Origin of the sequence: Klebsiella sp. LY (genome assembly GCF_004010915.1) — a bacterium.
GTDB classification, from domain to species: Bacteria; Pseudomonadota; Gammaproteobacteria; order Enterobacterales; family Enterobacteriaceae; genus Klebsiella; species Klebsiella quasipneumoniae.
The window spans coordinates 600,019-615,605 of sequence record NZ_CP022444.1 but is presented as its reverse complement, the minus strand read 5'-3'; the positions used below and the strand labels follow the sequence as shown (position 1 = coordinate 615,605).

Annotated in this window: 16 protein-coding genes and 1 pseudogene; 8 read left to right on the top strand and 9 right to left on the bottom strand. The window is 58.0% G+C overall.

All coding sequences use genetic code 11. From position 1 onward, the window contains the following. Positions 1-10: 10 nt before the first annotated feature. Entirely contained in the window at positions 11-709 is a 699-nt protein-coding gene (minC, locus tag CE636_RS05795) for a septum site-determining protein MinC (protein WP_004203323.1), read from the bottom strand. 126 nt (positions 710-835) lie between these two features. On the opposite strand from minC, the gene CE636_RS05790 reads away from it, so the two are divergent. The 3 genes from CE636_RS05790 (at position 836) to CE636_RS05780 (ending at position 2,334) form a co-directional block, all read left to right on the top strand. After that, positions 836-1,117: a YcgL domain-containing protein gene (locus CE636_RS05790; protein ID WP_004203320.1), complete on the top strand. Its 282-nt coding sequence runs from the start codon at positions 836-838 to the stop codon at positions 1,115-1,117. 16 nt (positions 1,118-1,133) lie between these two features. Beyond that, positions 1,134-1,793 carry a fumarylacetoacetate hydrolase family protein gene (locus CE636_RS05785; protein WP_017900198.1) on the top strand — a complete coding sequence of 220 codons (660 nt, stop codon included), beginning with the start codon at positions 1,134-1,136 and terminating at the stop codon, positions 1,791-1,793. Between the two features lie 94 nt (positions 1,794-1,887). After that, a complete protein-coding gene (locus CE636_RS05780) occupies positions 1,888-2,334 on the top strand; it encodes a YcgN family cysteine cluster protein (protein ID WP_017900197.1) in 447 nt (148 codons plus the stop codon). A gap of 5 nt (positions 2,335-2,339) precedes the next feature. Here the strand turns inward: CE636_RS05780 and CE636_RS05775 are convergent, their stop codons facing one another. The 3 genes from CE636_RS05775 to nhaB form a co-directional block, all read right to left on the bottom strand. Continuing rightward, a complete protein-coding gene (locus CE636_RS05775; RefSeq protein ID WP_002910895.1) occupies positions 2,340-2,684 on the bottom strand; it encodes a DUF1971 domain-containing protein in 345 nt (114 codons plus the stop codon). A 148-nt stretch (positions 2,685-2,832) separates the two neighbouring features. Beyond that, a complete protein-coding gene (gene dsbB, locus CE636_RS05770) occupies positions 2,833-3,363 on the bottom strand; it encodes a disulfide bond formation protein DsbB (protein ID WP_004203315.1) in 531 nt (176 codons plus the stop codon). 128 nt (positions 3,364-3,491) lie between these two features. Beyond that, a complete protein-coding gene (gene nhaB / locus CE636_RS05765) occupies positions 3,492-5,042 on the bottom strand; it encodes a sodium/proton antiporter NhaB (protein WP_004203313.1) in 1,551 nt (516 codons plus the stop codon). Positions 5,043-5,290: 248 nt separating this feature from the next. On the opposite strand from nhaB, the gene fadR reads away from it, so the two are divergent. Then, on the top strand, positions 5,291-6,010 hold the full coding sequence (gene fadR / locus CE636_RS05760) for a fatty acid metabolism transcriptional regulator FadR (protein ID WP_004203311.1): 720 nt from the start codon (positions 5,291-5,293) through the stop codon (positions 6,008-6,010). Between the two features lie 73 nt (positions 6,011-6,083). Here the strand turns inward: fadR and CE636_RS05755 are convergent, their stop codons facing one another. Continuing rightward, complete coding sequence (locus CE636_RS05755; protein ID WP_004203310.1) at positions 6,084-7,616, bottom strand: SpoVR family protein; 1,533 nt, start codon at positions 7,614-7,616, stop codon at positions 6,084-6,086. A 76-nt stretch (positions 7,617-7,692) separates the two neighbouring features. Between CE636_RS05755 and CE636_RS28575 the strand changes: the two are divergent. The 3 genes and pseudogenes from CE636_RS28575 (at position 7,693) to dadX (ending at position 10,316) form a co-directional block, all read left to right on the top strand. After that, positions 7,693-7,839, top strand: a pseudogene (locus tag CE636_RS28575) (hypothetical protein). 98 nt (positions 7,840-7,937) lie between these two features. After that, positions 7,938-9,236 carry a D-amino acid dehydrogenase gene (locus CE636_RS05750; RefSeq protein WP_017900196.1) on the top strand — a complete coding sequence of 433 codons (1,299 nt, stop codon included), beginning with the start codon at positions 7,938-7,940 and terminating at the stop codon, positions 9,234-9,236. 9 nt (positions 9,237-9,245) lie between these two features. Continuing rightward, positions 9,246-10,316, top strand: coding sequence for a catabolic alanine racemase DadX (gene dadX, locus CE636_RS05745; protein ID WP_004203306.1), 1,071 nt, complete (start codon positions 9,246-9,248; stop codon positions 10,314-10,316). Between the two features lie 16 nt (positions 10,317-10,332). On the opposite strand, the gene CE636_RS05740 is transcribed toward dadX, so the two are convergent. Both CE636_RS05740 and ldcA read right to left on the bottom strand, forming a co-directional pair. After that, positions 10,333-12,066: a potassium/proton antiporter gene (locus CE636_RS05740; protein ID WP_004203303.1), complete on the bottom strand. Its 1,734-nt coding sequence runs from the start codon at positions 12,064-12,066 to the stop codon at positions 10,333-10,335. A gap of 92 nt (positions 12,067-12,158) precedes the next feature. Next, positions 12,159-13,073 (bottom strand): muramoyltetrapeptide carboxypeptidase, encoded by a 915-nt coding sequence (gene ldcA, locus CE636_RS05735; protein WP_017900195.1) that lies wholly within the window; start codon positions 13,071-13,073, stop codon positions 12,159-12,161. Positions 13,074-13,248: 175 nt separating this feature from the next. On the opposite strand from ldcA, the gene emtA reads away from it, so the two are divergent. Continuing rightward, on the top strand, positions 13,249-13,860 hold the full coding sequence (gene emtA / locus CE636_RS05730) for a membrane-bound lytic murein transglycosylase EmtA (RefSeq protein ID WP_004203299.1): 612 nt from the start codon (positions 13,249-13,251) through the stop codon (positions 13,858-13,860). A 32-nt stretch (positions 13,861-13,892) separates the two neighbouring features. Here emtA and CE636_RS05725 read toward each other — a convergent pair whose 3' ends face one another. Both CE636_RS05725 and CE636_RS29385 read right to left on the bottom strand, forming a co-directional pair. Then, positions 13,893-14,702: a hypothetical protein gene (locus tag CE636_RS05725; protein WP_017900194.1), complete on the bottom strand. Its 810-nt coding sequence runs from the start codon at positions 14,700-14,702 to the stop codon at positions 13,893-13,895. A gap of 27 nt (positions 14,703-14,729) precedes the next feature. Then, entirely contained in the window at positions 14,730-15,272 is a 543-nt protein-coding gene (locus tag CE636_RS29385) for a hypothetical protein (protein WP_223171743.1), read from the bottom strand. Positions 15,273-15,587 lie beyond the last annotated feature (315 nt).

Below are 15,587 nucleotides of genomic sequence, written 5' to 3'. Positions count from 1 at the left end.
TAAAAAGGGATTAATTTAACGGTTGAATTGTCAAAGCGCTTTCGCCTAAACGCAGGCGTGCCGCTTTGCCATAAAATTCGGCCGGGATGTTATCGCTCAGCCAATATTCCCCGGCGATGGAGACCAGCTCCGCCGCAAGGTGGGTACAAAATATCTGGGCGTCTCTGTCGCCACCGGCGCCTGCCAATGCGCGTCCCCGCATCATGCCATATACATGGATATTGCCGTCAGCGATAAGTTCCGCACCGGCACTCACATGATTTGTAACAATAAGATCACAGTGTGGCGCATAAATGCGCTGACCGGAACGTACCGGCTGATCAATCAAACGCGTTTTTGTGATCTGACTAGCAACTGGCGGCGGCGGGGCGGGTTCGGACGGTGCCGGACGAGGGGCTTTTTCTTTCCCTTCGGTTAATAACGGGATCCCGGCGCGGTCGATTTCGGTTTTCAGGCGCGGGATTTTGCATCCGCTGACGCCCATAATGCGTAAACCGGTCGCGGCGATAGCCTCGTTGACGGCGCGCCATTCGACACTCTCCTCGACGCTGGCGATATTCACCACCACCGGAGCATGGCGTAAAAAGGCGGGAGCCTGGGCGATTTTGTCTTCTAACGCCTGACGAATAACCTCGGGATTTGCATCGTGCAAATGAACGACAGATAACGTGAAGCTACTGCCTTTAAGTTCGATTGGCGTATTTGACATCCTGGCCTTACTCAATTTGCTGTTTATCGACCGCCGAAGTGCGGTGATATTCCGAAGACTAAAAGGCATGTTATAGTCACTGATATATTGAGGCAAGTGACCACGGGTCTAATTCCGAGTAAAACTATGTTTTGTGTGATCTATCGAAGTACTAAACGTGAACAAACCTATTTATACGTCGAAAAAAAGGACGATTTCTCACGCGTTCCTGACGAGCTCATGCGCGGTTTCGGCACGCCGCAAATGGCGATGCTGCTGCCGCTGGATGGGCGCAAAAAACTGGTTAACGCCGACCTGGAAAAAGTGAAACAGGCGTTAAGCGAACAGGGCTATTACCTGCAACTTCCTCCGCCATCTGAAAATCTACTAAAGAAACACCTGGCGGAACAGGGGAAACAATCCGATTAACCCACGAGGGAAAATAATGTACCAACATCATAACTGGCAGGGAGCGCTCCTGGATTATCCGGTGAGCAAAGTGGTTTGCGTCGGCAGCAATTATGCAAAGCACATCAAGGAAATGGGCAGTGCGACGCCGGAAGAGCCGGTGCTGTTTATTAAACCTGAGAGCGCACTGTGCGATCTCCGTCAGCCGTTGGTGCTTCCTGAGGGGCTGGGTTCGGTGCATCATGAAGTGGAGCTGGCGGTGCTGATCGGCGGTACGCTGCGTCAGGCGACGGAAGAGCATGTGCTGAAAGGGATTGCCGGCTATGGCGTCGCGCTGGATCTCACCCTGCGCGACCTGCAAGCTAAAATGAAAAAGGCCGGGCAGCCGTGGGAGAAGGCCAAAGGCTTCGATAACGCCTGTCCGATCTCCGGCTTTATTCCGGCGGCCGAGTTCCACGGCGACCCGCAGAATACGCCGTTAAGTCTGAAGATTAACGGCGAAGTGCGCCAGCAGGGCACTACCGCCGACATGATCCATAAGATTGTGCCGCTGATCGCCTACATGTCGCGCTTTTTTACCCTCAAAGCCGGCGACGTGATCCTCACCGGCACCCCCGAAGGGGTGGGACCGCTGCACAGCGGCGACGAGCTGCAGGTCGGTTTCAACGGCCTGTCGCTCACCACCCGCGTACTGTAAGCGCGGTTTGCCGCCTTTTGGGGCGGCAAAACTTGCATCGTCGTGCCAGACTGGTTATAAGGTGCACCCTTAACTGGCAACGACGGACATTCCGATGAGCGAACAACCTTTCTGGCAACAAAAAACCCTGGATGACATGACCGACGCGGAGTGGGAATCGCTGTGTGACGGCTGCGGCCAGTGCTGCCTGCATAAGCTGATGGATGAAGATACCGATGAGATCTACTTCACCAACGTCGCCTGCCGTCAGCTCAATATCAAAACCTGCCAGTGCCGTAACTACGAGCGTCGCTTCGAATATGAGCCGGACTGCATCAAGCTCACTCGTGAAAATCTGCCGACCTTCGAATGGCTGCCGCCGACCTGCGCCTATCGCCTGCTGGCGGAAGGCAAACCTCTGCCGGCCTGGCACCCGCTGCTGACCGGCTCAAAAGCGGCGATGCACGGCGAACGCATCTCCGTCCGCCATATAGCGGTGCCCGAGTCCACCGTTGTCGACTGGCAGGACCATATCCTCAATCTGCCTGACAGGGCGCGGTAAGCCCGTCACGCTTTCTTCGCGTGAAACAGCCCGTTTTCACCGTCGGTTTCTTCCGCCACCCAGAAGTGAATATTGAAGCGGGCATCGTCGCTGAGTTCGACGCGGTGCCAGTACTGCGGCGGACTGGTGGCAAACTGCCCGGCATGAATCACGACTTTTTTCTCCGGCTCCGTCGCCTGTTCATTGGCAAAACCGTAATAGGTGACCGTACCTTCCATGACGCACAACTGACCGAAGACACCGGCCGCGGTGTTGTGGTGGCTCAGCAGGGCGGCGGGGACGTTCTCTTTGGTAAAGAACGGGGTGGAGCGTTTAACTTTCCAGTCTGCGGGGATCAGTAAAGATGACATGTGAGCTCCTGTGGGGTTATAAAAGATGTATTTAATATGCGCCTTTTGGTGTCTGTGGTCAACCACGGACAGGAAACGATTCAGTGATGAACGGCAGGCACAAAAAAACGCCCCGTAGGGCGTTTCAGTGTGCGGTACTCGCTGCGGCTTAGCGGCCAAACAGATCGCGCTTTTTGGCTTTAAAAGGCTGAGCAACGATCACCAGGATAGCGACCACCAGATAAGCCGCGAAAATTCCCACCAGCCATTGCGGCATCTCCAGCGACAGGAACTGCCACTGGCGTACCGAACAGTCGCCGGACGCGACAAACACCTGCGGCAACCATTTATCCAGCGGCAGCCAGCTCGGGAAACGGGCGGCGAAATCGCAGGTCTGGAACGGCGATGGGTGCAGCTGAATCATCGTATGTTCCCACGCCAGCTGTAGCCCACGTACCGCGCTGTACAGCCAAATCAGCATGGCGACATAGCGCAGCGGAGTTTTAGGGGCGATAGCGCCCACCAGCCCCGCGCCCATGATGCCAAACAGGGCGCAGCGTTCATAAATGCACATCACGCACGGCTGCAGCAGCATCACGTGCTGGAACCACAGCGCGACGAGTTCGAGAATGAACGCGGTCAATGCCATCAGCAGCCAGGCGCCGCGTCCCCGCGAGCACTGGTTTAAATATTGCAACATAATCATTTCCCTGGAAGATGCTAAATCATGGCAGTGTAAACGAAAACCGTACCGACGCCAGCGGCCCGGCGGAAAATATTACGTAACTGGTTATTGAATCGCCCGGGCGAACCCGGGCGACGCGTGGATCACGGCAGGGTGGGGGTAACCAGCCAGCCGTGAGCCAGCAACCATTCGGTGACCGGCATCAGGGTGAACTCGACGCACAGCAGGCCGACCAGCGTCAGTACGAGGGTGTAGGGCAGGGCCATCCACACCATGCGGCCATAGGAGAGTCGGATAAGCGGCGCCAGCGCGGAAGTCAGCAGGAACAAGAATGCCGCCTGGCCGTTCGGGGTGGCCACTGACGGCAGGTTGGTGCCGGTGTTGATTGCCACCGCCAGCATCTCAAACTGCTTCAGGCTGATGGCGCCATGCTCGAGGGCGGTTTTCGCTTCGTTGATGTAGACCGTGCCGACAAAAACGTTATCCGAGATGGACGACAGCAGGCCGTTAAACAGATAAAACAGCGACAGCTGCGCGTGCGGAGAGGCCTGCAGAACAAACTCGATGACCGGCGTGAACAGCTGCTGGTCGATGATCACCGCCACTACGGCAAAGAACACCGTGAGCAGCGCGGTGAAGGGCAACGCCTCGGTGAACGCTTTGCCAATCGCGTGCTCATCGGTCACCCCGGTAAAGGTGGTGGCGAGGATGATCACCGACAGGCCAATCAGGCCGACCTCAGCCAGGTGAAAAGCGAGGGCGACGATCAACCAAACGCCAATCAGCGCCTGGGCAATCAGCCGTAGCCGCTCCTGACGACTGCGCTGGGCGCGGCTGCGATCGTCAAACTCCTGCAGCACCTTGCGCACCGTCGGCGGCAGCGGTTCGCCGTAGCCAAACAGGCGATACTTTTCCACCAGCAGACAGGTTAACAGACCGCAGACCATCACCGGCAGGGTGACGGGCGCCATGCGGAGAAAGAACTCGCCAAAATGCCAGCCCGCCGCTTTGGCGATAATCAGGTTTTGCGGTTCGCCGACCATGGTCATGACGCCGCCGAGCGCGGTCCCGACGCCGGCGTGCATCATCAGGCTGCGTAGAAAGCCGCGGAACTGCTCCAGCACCTCGCGGTAGTGCTGCTCGATATGGCTGTCGTCGAGCAGGTCGCTATCGTCCGGGCGCGCCGAGGCGACGCGGTGATAGATGCCGTAGAACCCGACGGCGACGCTTATCACCACCGCCACCACCGTCAGCGCATCGAGAAAGGCGGAGAGGAAGGCAGCGGCCAGGCAGAAGGCCAGCGACAGCAGCATCTTGCTGCGGATCCCTAACAGCAGGCGCGTAAAGACAAAGAGCAGCAGCTGCTTCATAAAGTAGATGCCCGCCACCATAAACATCAGCAGAAGCAGCACTTCCAGGTTGCTGGCGATCTCTTCCCGCACGTGCGCTGGGCTGGTCATGCCGATCAGCAGCGCCTCGATAGCCAGCAGGCCACCCGGCAGCAGCGGATAGCACTTCAGCGCCATGGCGAGGGTAAAGATAAACTCAACCACCAGCAGCCAGCCGGCGACAAATGGCGCCACGGCGAACACCAGCGGATTGATAATTAAGAAAATGATTAATGCCAGCTTGTACCAGTCAGGCGACTGGCCAAGAAAATTGCGCCACAGCGCGCGGCCATAAGAAATTTCCACGACAGAATCCTTCCCCGTCAATTAGTGCATGATTTTGTGCGTAACTATTGGCAAGAGTACCAGTTGAGCAAAATGAGAAGCAACTTTCTTCGCAGCGCGGCGGCGGTTACGGGAGATAAGGAAAAGCGTAAAGTAAAAACGGAAAATGAAACGGCGATCCCTTTTTAATTCACTTGCGATGCTATCTGCGCTATAGCGGCTCTGGTATGATGAGTGCAATTGCAACAATGTGTAATGGAAATATTATTATGGTCATTAAGGCGCAGAGCCCTGCGGGTTTCGCGGAAGAGTATATCATTGAGAGCATCTGGAATAACCGCTTCCCACCTGGATCGATTCTCCCCGCTGAACGCGAGCTTTCTGAGCTGATCGGTGTCACCCGCACCACGCTGCGCGAAGTGTTGCAGCGTCTGGCGCGTGACGGCTGGTTGACCATTCAGCACGGCAAACCCACCAAAGTGAACAACTTCTGGGAGACCTCCGGGCTGAATATCCTTGAAACGCTGGCGCGTCTCGATCACGACAGCGTCCCGCAGTTGATTGATAACCTTCTCTCCGTGCGCACCAATATTTCCACGATTTTTATTCGCACCGCGTTCCGTCAGCATCCGGATAAAGCGCTGGCGGTGCTGGACAGCGCCCGGGAAGTGGAAGATCACGCCGACGCCTTCGCCGATCTCGATTACAACATTTTCCGCGGTCTGGCTTTCGCCTCCGGCAACCCGATTTATGGCCTGATCCTCAACGGCATGAAGGGGCTATATACCCGCATCGGCCGCCACTACTTCTCCAGCCCGGAAGCGCGCAGCCTGGCGCTGGGCTTTTATCATCAGCTGGCGAAGGTGTGCGAAGGCGGCCTGCACGATCAGGTGTATGAGCTGGTTCGTCGCTACGGCCATGACAGTGGCGAGATCTGGCACCGGATGCAGAAATCGCTGCCCGGCGATTTAGCCATGAATGTGCGTTAAGCCGGCTATTCGCGATCGATAAATAAAATAAGGGGGCCGATGGCCCCCTTCGTCGTTTTAACGTCCCGCAATGCTATAGCGCGTTTGGCCGCGCCGGGCAGCGGTCCAGCAGCTCAATGCTGCCGTCGGCGTTCTGCTGCTCCAGCAGCACATCGAACCCCCACAGACGATGCACATGTTTCAGCACTTCGCGCCGCCCTTTGTCCAGCGGGACGCGGTTGTGCGGCACATAGCGCAACGTCAGCGAGCGGTCGCCGCGCAGGTCAACGTTCCACACCTGGATATTCGGCTCGAGATTGCTGAGGTTATATTGCGCCGAGAGCTTGTTGCGGATTTCGCGATAGCCCTCTTCGTTGTGGATCGCCGAGATCTCGAGATAATTGTTGTGATCGTCGTCGAGCACGGTAAAGAAGCGGAAATCGCGCATGATCTTCGGCGACAGGAACTGGCTGATAAAGCTCTCATCCTTGAAGTCGCGCATGGCGAAATGCAGCGTTTCCAGCCAGTCGGAACCAGCAATATCCGGGAACCAGTACTTGTCCTCTTCGGTAGGCGACTGGCAGATGCGCTTGATGTCCTGGAACATGGCGAACCCCAGCGCGTAGGGGTTAATCCCGCTGTACCACGGACTGTTGTACGGCGGCTGGAACACCACGTTCGTGTGGCTGTGGAGAAACTCCAGCATAAAGCGCTCGGTCACTTTCCCTTCATCATAGAGATGGTTGAGGATGGTATAGTGCCAGAAGGTGGCCCACCCCTCGTTCATCACCTGGGTCTGTTTCTGCGGGTAGAAATACTGGCTGACTTTACGCACGATGCGCAGGATCTCGCGCTGCCACGATTCCAGCAGCGGGGCGTTCTTCTCCATAAAGTACAGCAGGTTCTCCTGCGGTTCGGAAGGGTAGCGGCGGGCGGACTCAATCGCCTTCTCCTCTTCGCGCTTCGGCAGGGTACGCCACAGCATATTCACCTGGCTCTGCAGATACTCTTCCCGGCTTTTCTGCCGTGCCTTCTCCTCCTGCAGCGAGATTTTTTGCGGACGTTTATAGCGGTCGACGCCGTAGTTCATCAGCGCGTGGCAGGAGTCGAGCAGTTTCTCCACTTCGTCGACGCCATAGCGCTCTTCGCACTCGGTAATGTATTTGCGGGCGAAAATCAGGTAGTCGATGATTGAGCTGGCGTCGGTCCAGCTGCGAAACAGGTAATTGTTTTTGAAGAACGAGTTATGCCCGTAGCAGGCGTGCGCCATCACCAGCGCCTGCATGGTGATGGTATTTTCTTCCATCAGATAAGCGATGCAGGGATTGGAATTGATGACGATCTCATACGCCAGGCCCTGCTGGCCGTGCTTATAGGCCTGCTCGGTCTCAATGAATTTTTTGCCGAACGACCAGTGCGGATAGTTGATGGGCATGCCGACGCTGGAGTAGGCGTCCATCATCTGTTCGGAAGTAATGACTTCGATCTGGTGCGGGTAGGTGTCAAGACGATAGAGCTTAGCGACCCGGTCCACTTCGGCCAGGTAGGTCTCCAGTAACTCAAACGTCCAGTCGGGTCCATCGCTTAAACGGGTGGTGTCCCTGTTCATGGAGTCAATCGTAGCCATTAGCGCGCCCTCGTTGTTGTTGGTTTTCTCTGAACGGAAAACCTCTAAACAAGCATAGAACACCGCACAGCAAACTGTGTTGTCAGCCAATCGCTTTTCTTCGCGATTTCCCCATCTCAAAGCCGTTTTTTGCGCTTATTTGCAGAATTAAATGCTGGGTAAAAATAAAGCGCAGCATGAGATCGTAAATCTTACAGCTCAGGACTGGTGCGGTTTGCTGTGAGTTAAGTCACCATAAATAAAGCGTATGTTGAATAATATTTTCAACTGAGTTATCAATTTGTAATTAGATGATTGTTCTTTAACTGTTACGGAGTTGCTATGCGTGTCGTCATACTGGGAAGTGGGGTGGTTGGGGTAGCCAGCGCGTGGTATTTGAGTCAGGCGGGTCATGAGGTGACGGTCATCGACCGTCAGCCCGGTCCGGCAGAGGAGACCAGCGCGGCCAACGCCGGGCAGATATCTCCCGGCTATGCGGCGCCGTGGGCGGCGCCGGGAGTGCCGCTGAAGGCGATCAAATGGATGTTCCAGCGCCATGCGCCGCTGGCGATCGGCCTTGACGGCACATCGTTCCAGCTGAAGTGGATGTGGCAGATGCTGCGCAACTGCGACACCCGCCACTATATGGATAACAAAGGCCGGATGGTGCGCCTGGCGGAGTACAGCCGCGACTGCCTGAAGGCGCTGCGCGACACCACCGGCATTCAGTATGAAGGGCGTCAGGGCGGGACGCTGCAGCTGTTCCGTACCGCCAAACAGTATGAAAACGCCACCCGCGACATCGCGGTGCTGGAGGACGCCGGCGTGCCCTATCAGTTGCTGGAGGCGAAGCGGCTGGCGGAAGTGGAGCCCGCGCTGGCGGAGGTTAGCCACAAACTGACCGGCGGTCTGCGTCTGCCAAACGATGAAACCGGCGACTGCCAGCTGTTTACCACCCGTCTGGCGGCGATGGCGGAACAGGCCGGGGTCACCTTCCGCTTTAACACCGCGGTGGACGCCCTGCTGCAGGAGGGCGATCGCATTGCCGGGGTGAAATGCGGCGATGAGATTATCAAGGGCGACGCCTATGTCATGGCCTTTGGCTCTTACTCGACGGCGATGCTCAAGGGGCTGGTGGATATTCCTGTCTACCCGCTGAAAGGCTATTCGTTAACCATCCCGATTGCCCAGGAAGACGGCGCGCCGGTTTCCACTATCCTTGATGAGACCTATAAAATCGCCATCACCCGTTTCGATCAGCGCATTCGCGTCGGCGGTATGGCCGAGATCGTCGGTTTTAATAAAGCGCTGCTGCAGCCGCGTCGCGAAACCCTGGAGATGGTGGTGCGCGATCTGTTCCCGCGCGGCGGCCACGTTGAGCAGGCCACCTTCTGGACCGGCCTGCGGCCGATGACGCCGGACGGCACGCCGGTGGTCGGGCGCACGGCGTTTAAAAACCTGTGGCTCAACACCGGCCACGGCACGCTTGGCTGGACCATGGCCTGCGGCTCCGGGCAGCTTATCAGCGATCTGATCTCCGGCCGCACGCCGGCGATCCCTTACGACGATCTGGCTGTCGCCCGCTATAGCCCCGGGTTTACCCCGGCGCGTCCGCAGCATCTGCATGGCGCACACAACTAAGGAGCTTGCATGACCCGTCCGGTAGTGGCCAGTATCGACTTGCTGGCCTTGCGGCAGAATTTACAGATAGTGCGTCGCGCGGCCCCCGGGTCGCGCCTGTGGGCGGTGGTCAAAGCAAATGCTTATGGCCATGGCGTGGCGCGGGTATGGAGTGCGTTAAGCGCGGCGGATGGTTTCGCCTTGCTCAACCTGGAAGAGGCGATCCTGCTGCGCGAGCAGGGCTGGAAAGGGCCGATCCTGTTGCTGGAGGGCTTCTTCCATGCCGATGAGCTGGCGGTGCTGGATCAATATCGCTTAACCACCAGCGTCCACAGCAACTGGCAGATTAAGGCGCTGCAGCAGGCGAAGCTGCGCGCGCCGCTGGATATCTATCTCAAGGTGAACAGCGGTATGAACCGGCTGGGCTTTATGCCGGAGCGGGTGCATACCGTCTGGCAGCAGCTGCGGGCGATAAGCAACGTCGGCGAGATGACGCTGATGTCGCACTTCGCGGAGGCGGAGAACCCGCAGGGGATTGTTGAGCCGATGCGCCGGATCGAACAGGCGGCGGAGGGGCTGGATTGCCCACGCTCGCTGGCCAACTCGGCGGCGACGCTCTGGCATCCGGAAGCGCATTTTGACTGGGTTCGTCCCGGCATCGTGCTGTATGGCGCATCGCCCTCCGGGCAGTGGCAGGATATCGCGAACACCGGCCTGAAGCCGGTGATGACCCTGCGCAGCGAAATCATCGCCGTGCAGAACCTGCGCCCCGGCGAAGCGATTGGCTATGGCGGCCTGTATCGCACCACCCAGGAGCAGCGGATCGGCATCGTCGCCTGCGGCTATGCCGACGGCTACCCACGGGTAGCGCCGAGCGGCACGCCGGTGCTGGTGGACGGCGTACGCACCACCACCGTCGGGCGCGTGTCGATGGATATGTTGGCGGTCGATTTAACGCCCTGTCCGCAGGCCGGGATCGGCGCGCCGGTCGAACTGTGGGGCAAAGAGATTAAAATCGACGACGTGGCGGCCAGCTGCGGCACCGTCGGCTATGAGCTGATGTGCGCCCTGGCGCCGCGGGTGCCGGTTGTGACCCTGTAACCTGTTCCGGGGCGGATCACTCCGCCTCGTCTTCCGCGACCCGTACCCCTACCTTCAGCACGTGATCGTTCTCTTTTTCCGCGACTGTCCATACCATCCCGGCGAACTCCACCTGGTCGCCCACCACCGGCGCGGCGCCCAGCAGCTGCTGCACCACTTCCCCCAGCGACTGCTGATGTTCGCGGAACTCCTCTCCGCCGTCGAGGCCGTAGATTTGCGCCACATCGGCGAAGCGGGCCTCGGCATCAAGTATAAAGTCGCCGAAAAAACGCTGATCGAGCGCCACCGGCGGCGACTGGCTGAACATTTTGCCCAGCGCCGGCAGGTCGTGCTCGCGGCCAATGACGCACAGGATATCGCCTTCCCGCAGGCGGGTGCTGCCGGTGGGGTGCAGCAGGGCATTGTTGCGAAACAGGGCGGCAATCCGCGTCTCCGGCGGCATATGCAGGTCGCGCAGCGCCGCGCCGATGCACCATTTATCGGCGCCCAGCTGGTAGACAAACTGCTCCCACGGGTTTTCCGGATGAATATCCAGCCCGACGCGGGAGATAGGCCAGCTGACGGGCGGCACCACCACTTTGGCTTTTTTCGCCGCCCACGATAGCGAGGTGCCCTGGAGCAGAAGTGATACCAGCACCACGAAGAAGGCGACATTGAAGAACAGGCGGGCGTTGTCCAGGCCGGCCATCATCGGGAACACCGCGAGAATAATCGGCACTGCGCCGCGCAGGCCGACCCAGCTGATAAATACCCGTTCGCGGAGGTTGAACCCGCGGAACGGCAGCAGACCGGCAAATACCGACAGCGGACGGGCAATGAAAATCATCCACATCGACAGCAACAGCGCCGGGATAGCGATCGGCAGCAGGTCGGAGGGCGTCACCAGCAGGCCCAGCACCAGGAACATGGCGATTTGCGCCAGCCACGCCAGACCGTCGAAGTTCTGCAGGATACCGTGCCGGTTGCGGATAGGCCGGTTGCCCAGCAGAAAGCCGCAGAGATAGACGGCGAGGATACCGCTGCCGTCGAGGGTAGTGGTGACGGCGAAAATCATGATCCCGCCGCTCAGCGCCAGCAGCGGATAGAGCCCGGCGGGCAGCACGATGCGGTTGATCATCTGCAGCAGCAGGTAGCCGCCGCCGAGGCCGATGGCGATCCCGAGACCGAACTGTTGAATGATATGCACGGCGAACATCCAACTGAGGCCGGTCTGGTGCTGCTGGATCATTTCGATCAGGGTGATGGTCAGGAAGACCGCCATCGGGTCGTTACTGCCTGACTCAATCTCCAGCGTCGAGCCGACGCGCTCGTTGAGCCCCTTGCCGCCGAGCAGCGAGAAGACCGCTGCGGCGTCGGTGGAGCCGACAATGGCGCCGATCAGCAGGCCTTCGATCATATCCAGTTTGAACAGCCAGGCCGCCATCATCCCGGTCAGCGCCGAGGTGATCAGCACCCCGACCGTCGCCAGCGACAGTGCTGGCCACAGCGCGACGCGAAAGGAGCTGGCCTGGGTGCGCATCCCGCCGTCCAGCAGGATCACCGCCAGCGCCAGGTTACTCACCATATAGGCGAAGGGGTAGTTGTCGAAGGGGATGCCGCCGATGCCGTCAATGCCTGCCAGCATCCCGATGGCCAGAAAGATGACCAGAATCGGGATGCCAAGGCGCGAAGAAAAGGAGCTCAATAAGATACTGCAGGTTACTAAAACAGAACCCAGAATAAACAGACTAATGACCGCAGCGGCGTCCAATGTTCACGTACTCCCTGACTGGCGTGAAAAAATGGCTAAAAGTGACACTATTTTAACAATTCGCAGGGAATCCGCCTATGCGTCTGGGAAATTTATTCTGCCAGCACCGGGTGGCCGCTGATTGTCAGGGTGGTGGCTGATGGCTGGTTGACCAGCCGCGCGCGCGCGCCCAGCGGCAGGGTCACCGTGCGCTGCTCGTGGCCAAACTCCAGTCCGCTTATCAGCGGTACAGAGAGCTGCTGGCGCAGATAATCAAACACCTGCGGCAGGTCATATCCCACGTCATAGTCGTTCGGCGCGCCGCCGGTGAAGCTGCCGAAGATCACCGCCTTCTGCGCCGCCAGTACGCCGCTGTGCAACAGCTGAAGCAGCATGCGTTCGACGCGGAACGGGTGCTCATTGATATCCTCCACCACCAGAATGCCGTCGCGGATCGCCGGCAGCCACGGGGTACCGATAAGCGAAGTCAGCATCGCCAGATTCCCGCCCCACAGGGTGCCTTCCACCCGGCAGTTCGGCCCTTCGCCCGGCCATTCGAGGGTGAATTCAGGCTGGCGCAGCGCCTGCCAGAAATGCTGTTCGGTAAACGGATCGAGGGTCTCCGCGCCGAAGTTCCCTGCGAGCATCGGCCCGCTGAAGGTGACGACGTTGCCCATGGCCAGCAGGCCCGACTGGATGACGGTGAAATCGCTGTGGCCGCAAATCAGCAACGGGTCACGCTGCTGGCGGGCAATCAGCCCCTGCCAGTCGATATGCGGCAGCAGGCGGCTGGCGCCGTAGCCGCCGCGCACCGCGAGAACGATCCGGTTGCGGCCCGGCAACTGGGCAAGCTGGTTAATATCGGCCAGCCGTTCATGTTCAGTTCCGGCGAAACGCTGCTGCCGACGGGGAATGACCTGCTGGTGGGCCACCTCGTGCCCGGCCTGCTGCAGACGCTCGACGCCGCGGGCCGCCGCCTGCTGGTTGATGCAATAACCGGATGGCGCGACCAGATAAAACTGAGACATGATAATTCCTTGCTATGAATGAAAGGGTTATGATGCCGCCTGGAATGGCGATTGTCATCTCCAGGTGGCTAACTTCAATCCGCACCCGTCATCCATCAGGCTGTCGGCGGGCGGGGGACGTACCGCTGCCGTCGTTCTGCAGCATGATGGCGTTTGGGTAGATAAGGATAGATGTGTGAAATTGAGATGGTTGCTTATTTTAGTCGTTTTTCTGGCCGGTTGTAGTTCGAAACATGATTACACCAATCCACCGTGGAACCCCGAGGTCCCGGTGAAGCGGGCGATGCAGTGGATGCCGATCAGTGAAAAAGCCGGCGCCGCCTGGGGCGTGGATCCGCAGCTGATCACGGCGATCATTGCCATCGAGTCGGGCGGTAACCCTGCGGTAGTGAGTAAATCCGGCGCCGTCGGGCTGATGCAGCTTAAGCCGTCGACCTCCGGACGCGATGTTTACCGGCGGATGGGCTGGCGCGGCGAGCCGTCGGTCAGTGAGCTGAAAAACCCGGAACGGAATATCTCGATGGGGGCCGCCTATCTGAGCATTCTGGAGAATGGTCCGCTGGCGGGGATCAAAGACCCGCAGGTGATGCGCTATGCGGTGGTGGTCTCCTATGCCAACGGCGCTGGCGCGCTGCTGCGCACCTTCTCGTCAAACCGGCAGGACGCCATCGAGGAGATTAACGACCTCGACGCCGATGAGTTCTTCGAGCATGTGGCGAAAAAACACCCGGCTCCGCAGGCGCCGCGCTATATCTGGAAGCTGCAGAAAGCGCTGGACGCCATGTAACCTTACCTTCGCCCCGCCGGCCTGGCGGGGTCCTAATCCTCTGTGCGCAGCGACGTGATAACGCTAATCGGCGCTATTAACGCTTTATATTCCCGGTAGCGCTCGGGAAGCGATTCCACGCCGTTTACCGCCACGCAGAGCATGGCCGTCGCGTCATCCTCCTGCGCGCCTTTATACGCTAACGTTTCTCGTAACGCATTGATGCAGGCGTGGGCGTCATGATGCGAAATGCCGTTGATATCGAGACGAATGGTTTTGCTAATGGCCTCTATCCATAATCCGCCCCACAGAACGCACCCCGAGGGCATGAGCAGGCAACTGAAGATGCTGTAAGCGGTGAGGTCGAGCCAGATAAAGGTCTTACTGGCAACGATAACGCCGAGGGCGACCGAAGGGATGCTGATGGCCAGCATATTCCATCCGCGGCGCAGCGGACTTAAGGCTAAACCCGCGCTTGCTATCTGTTCCTGCCAGAGGTTACGTCCGGCGATACTCAGGCTGCAGGGCAGATCTTCATGACACGGCTTTCGCACCGCAAAATGGTCAAATAGTATGCTTTCAATGACGTTCATTTCGTGGTTTGCATAGCGTCCGTTAGCCAAAACCTGCCCGGGCTCCGGGATCCACAGATGCTTATTACTGAGTAAGCTGAACATTGCCAGTTGAATCACCCGGGTCCCTTCTCCGGTCAGCCACGCCAGCAGCCAGGGGCTAACCTCCATCGCGTGCGGCTGGGGCTGAGCCGCTGGCCGCGACAGGATAATCATTATACCAATAGCAATATAGATACCCGGGACGATAAGTATAAAACCGCCGAGAAACAGCAGTGGATGCAGATGCATTATAAAATTCCACATACCATCCCCTCGTTAATCCAGCCTCTGCAGACAAAAGGGATACTTAATAAAGTTGATGATTTTTACATATTCACCATATCTTTCTGGAAGCAGGGCGGTTTTACCGATCGCCACGCAATAATCGGCGTTTTCATCGGTCAGGGTGTCTGCGTCAGCAATAAGCGTCTCCTTCAGGGTATCAATATAGTGATGAAAGATATTAACGGCGATCCCTTCCCGGTCCAGCCGGGTGGCATTTAAGGTGATGCATAACAGCCACAGCCACCACAGGCCGGAAACCATCCCCATTGTCAGCCAGCTGAACACGCTGGAGTGAATTATCGCCTGATTATCAAAAAGCGTTTTCCAGGCGAGCGCGGCGATTAATAGCAGGGAGGGCGCGGCAATCAATATCGTATTCCACGTTTGGTGCGTCGGGCTGAGCCGCAGCCCTTGGCAGTGAGGATCGGTGGCCCAGTGGTACTTTTCGGCGACGTGCAGAGAAAGCGGCAGATCCTGGTCACTGGATTTTGGCGTAGCGAAATGGTCAAACAGTATTTTTTCCACACAGGTCATTTTGCATTCTGCGTACTGCTGATTGGCGCAGAGTTGAATATTGTCCGCAGAATGGATGAGAGTGACATAGTTTTTTCTTAACAGCCGGAACATGGCCAGCTGAATGACGCTGGTGGCGCTATTACGTAGCCAGGCTAAAAAAGAGGGTGAGATAGAATAGGGCGCCGGAACGGCTGTGGTATTTTCAGTAGGGCGGGTCTTCGCAATAATTATATTCACCAGAATATATATCACTGTGGTGAATAATACATGATAACCCATAAATGATAACGGATGTAAATTGGCGAGATAGCTAATGACAGGGTTCACTTTTAT

Bases quoted from the DNA above. Each gene is read 5' to 3' on its own strand.
- CE636_RS05755 (WP_004203310.1), bottom strand. From the start codon at position 7,616: ATGGCTACGATTGACTCCATGAACAGGGACACCACCCGTTTAAGCGAT.
- CE636_RS05785 (WP_017900198.1), top strand. From the start codon at position 1,134: ATGTACCAACATCATAACTGGCAGGGAGCGCTCCTGGATTATCCGGTG.
- CE636_RS29385 (WP_223171743.1), bottom strand. From the start codon at position 15,272: ATGACCTGTGTGGAAAAAATACTGTTTGACCATTTCGCTACGCCAAAA.
- ldcA (WP_017900195.1), bottom strand. From the start codon at position 13,073: ATGTCTCAGTTTTATCTGGTCGCGCCATCCGGTTATTGCATCAACCAG.
- minC (WP_004203323.1), bottom strand. From the start codon at position 709: ATGTCAAATACGCCAATCGAACTTAAAGGCAGTAGCTTCACGTTATCT.
- fadR (WP_004203311.1), top strand. From the start codon at position 5,291: ATGGTCATTAAGGCGCAGAGCCCTGCGGGTTTCGCGGAAGAGTATATC.
- CE636_RS05775 (WP_002910895.1), bottom strand. From the start codon at position 2,684: ATGTCATCTTTACTGATCCCCGCAGACTGGAAAGTTAAACGCTCCACC.
- CE636_RS05790 (WP_004203320.1), top strand. From the start codon at position 836: ATGTTTTGTGTGATCTATCGAAGTACTAAACGTGAACAAACCTATTTA.
- CE636_RS05780 (WP_017900197.1), top strand. From the start codon at position 1,888: ATGAGCGAACAACCTTTCTGGCAACAAAAAACCCTGGATGACATGACC.
- CE636_RS05725 (WP_017900194.1), bottom strand. From the start codon at position 14,702: ATGCATCTGCATCCACTGCTGTTTCTCGGCGGTTTTATACTTATCGTC.
- dsbB (WP_004203315.1), bottom strand. From the start codon at position 3,363: ATGTTGCAATATTTAAACCAGTGCTCGCGGGGACGCGGCGCCTGGCTG.
- dadX (WP_004203306.1), top strand. From the start codon at position 9,246: ATGACCCGTCCGGTAGTGGCCAGTATCGACTTGCTGGCCTTGCGGCAG.
- CE636_RS05750 (WP_017900196.1), top strand. From the start codon at position 7,938: ATGCGTGTCGTCATACTGGGAAGTGGGGTGGTTGGGGTAGCCAGCGCG.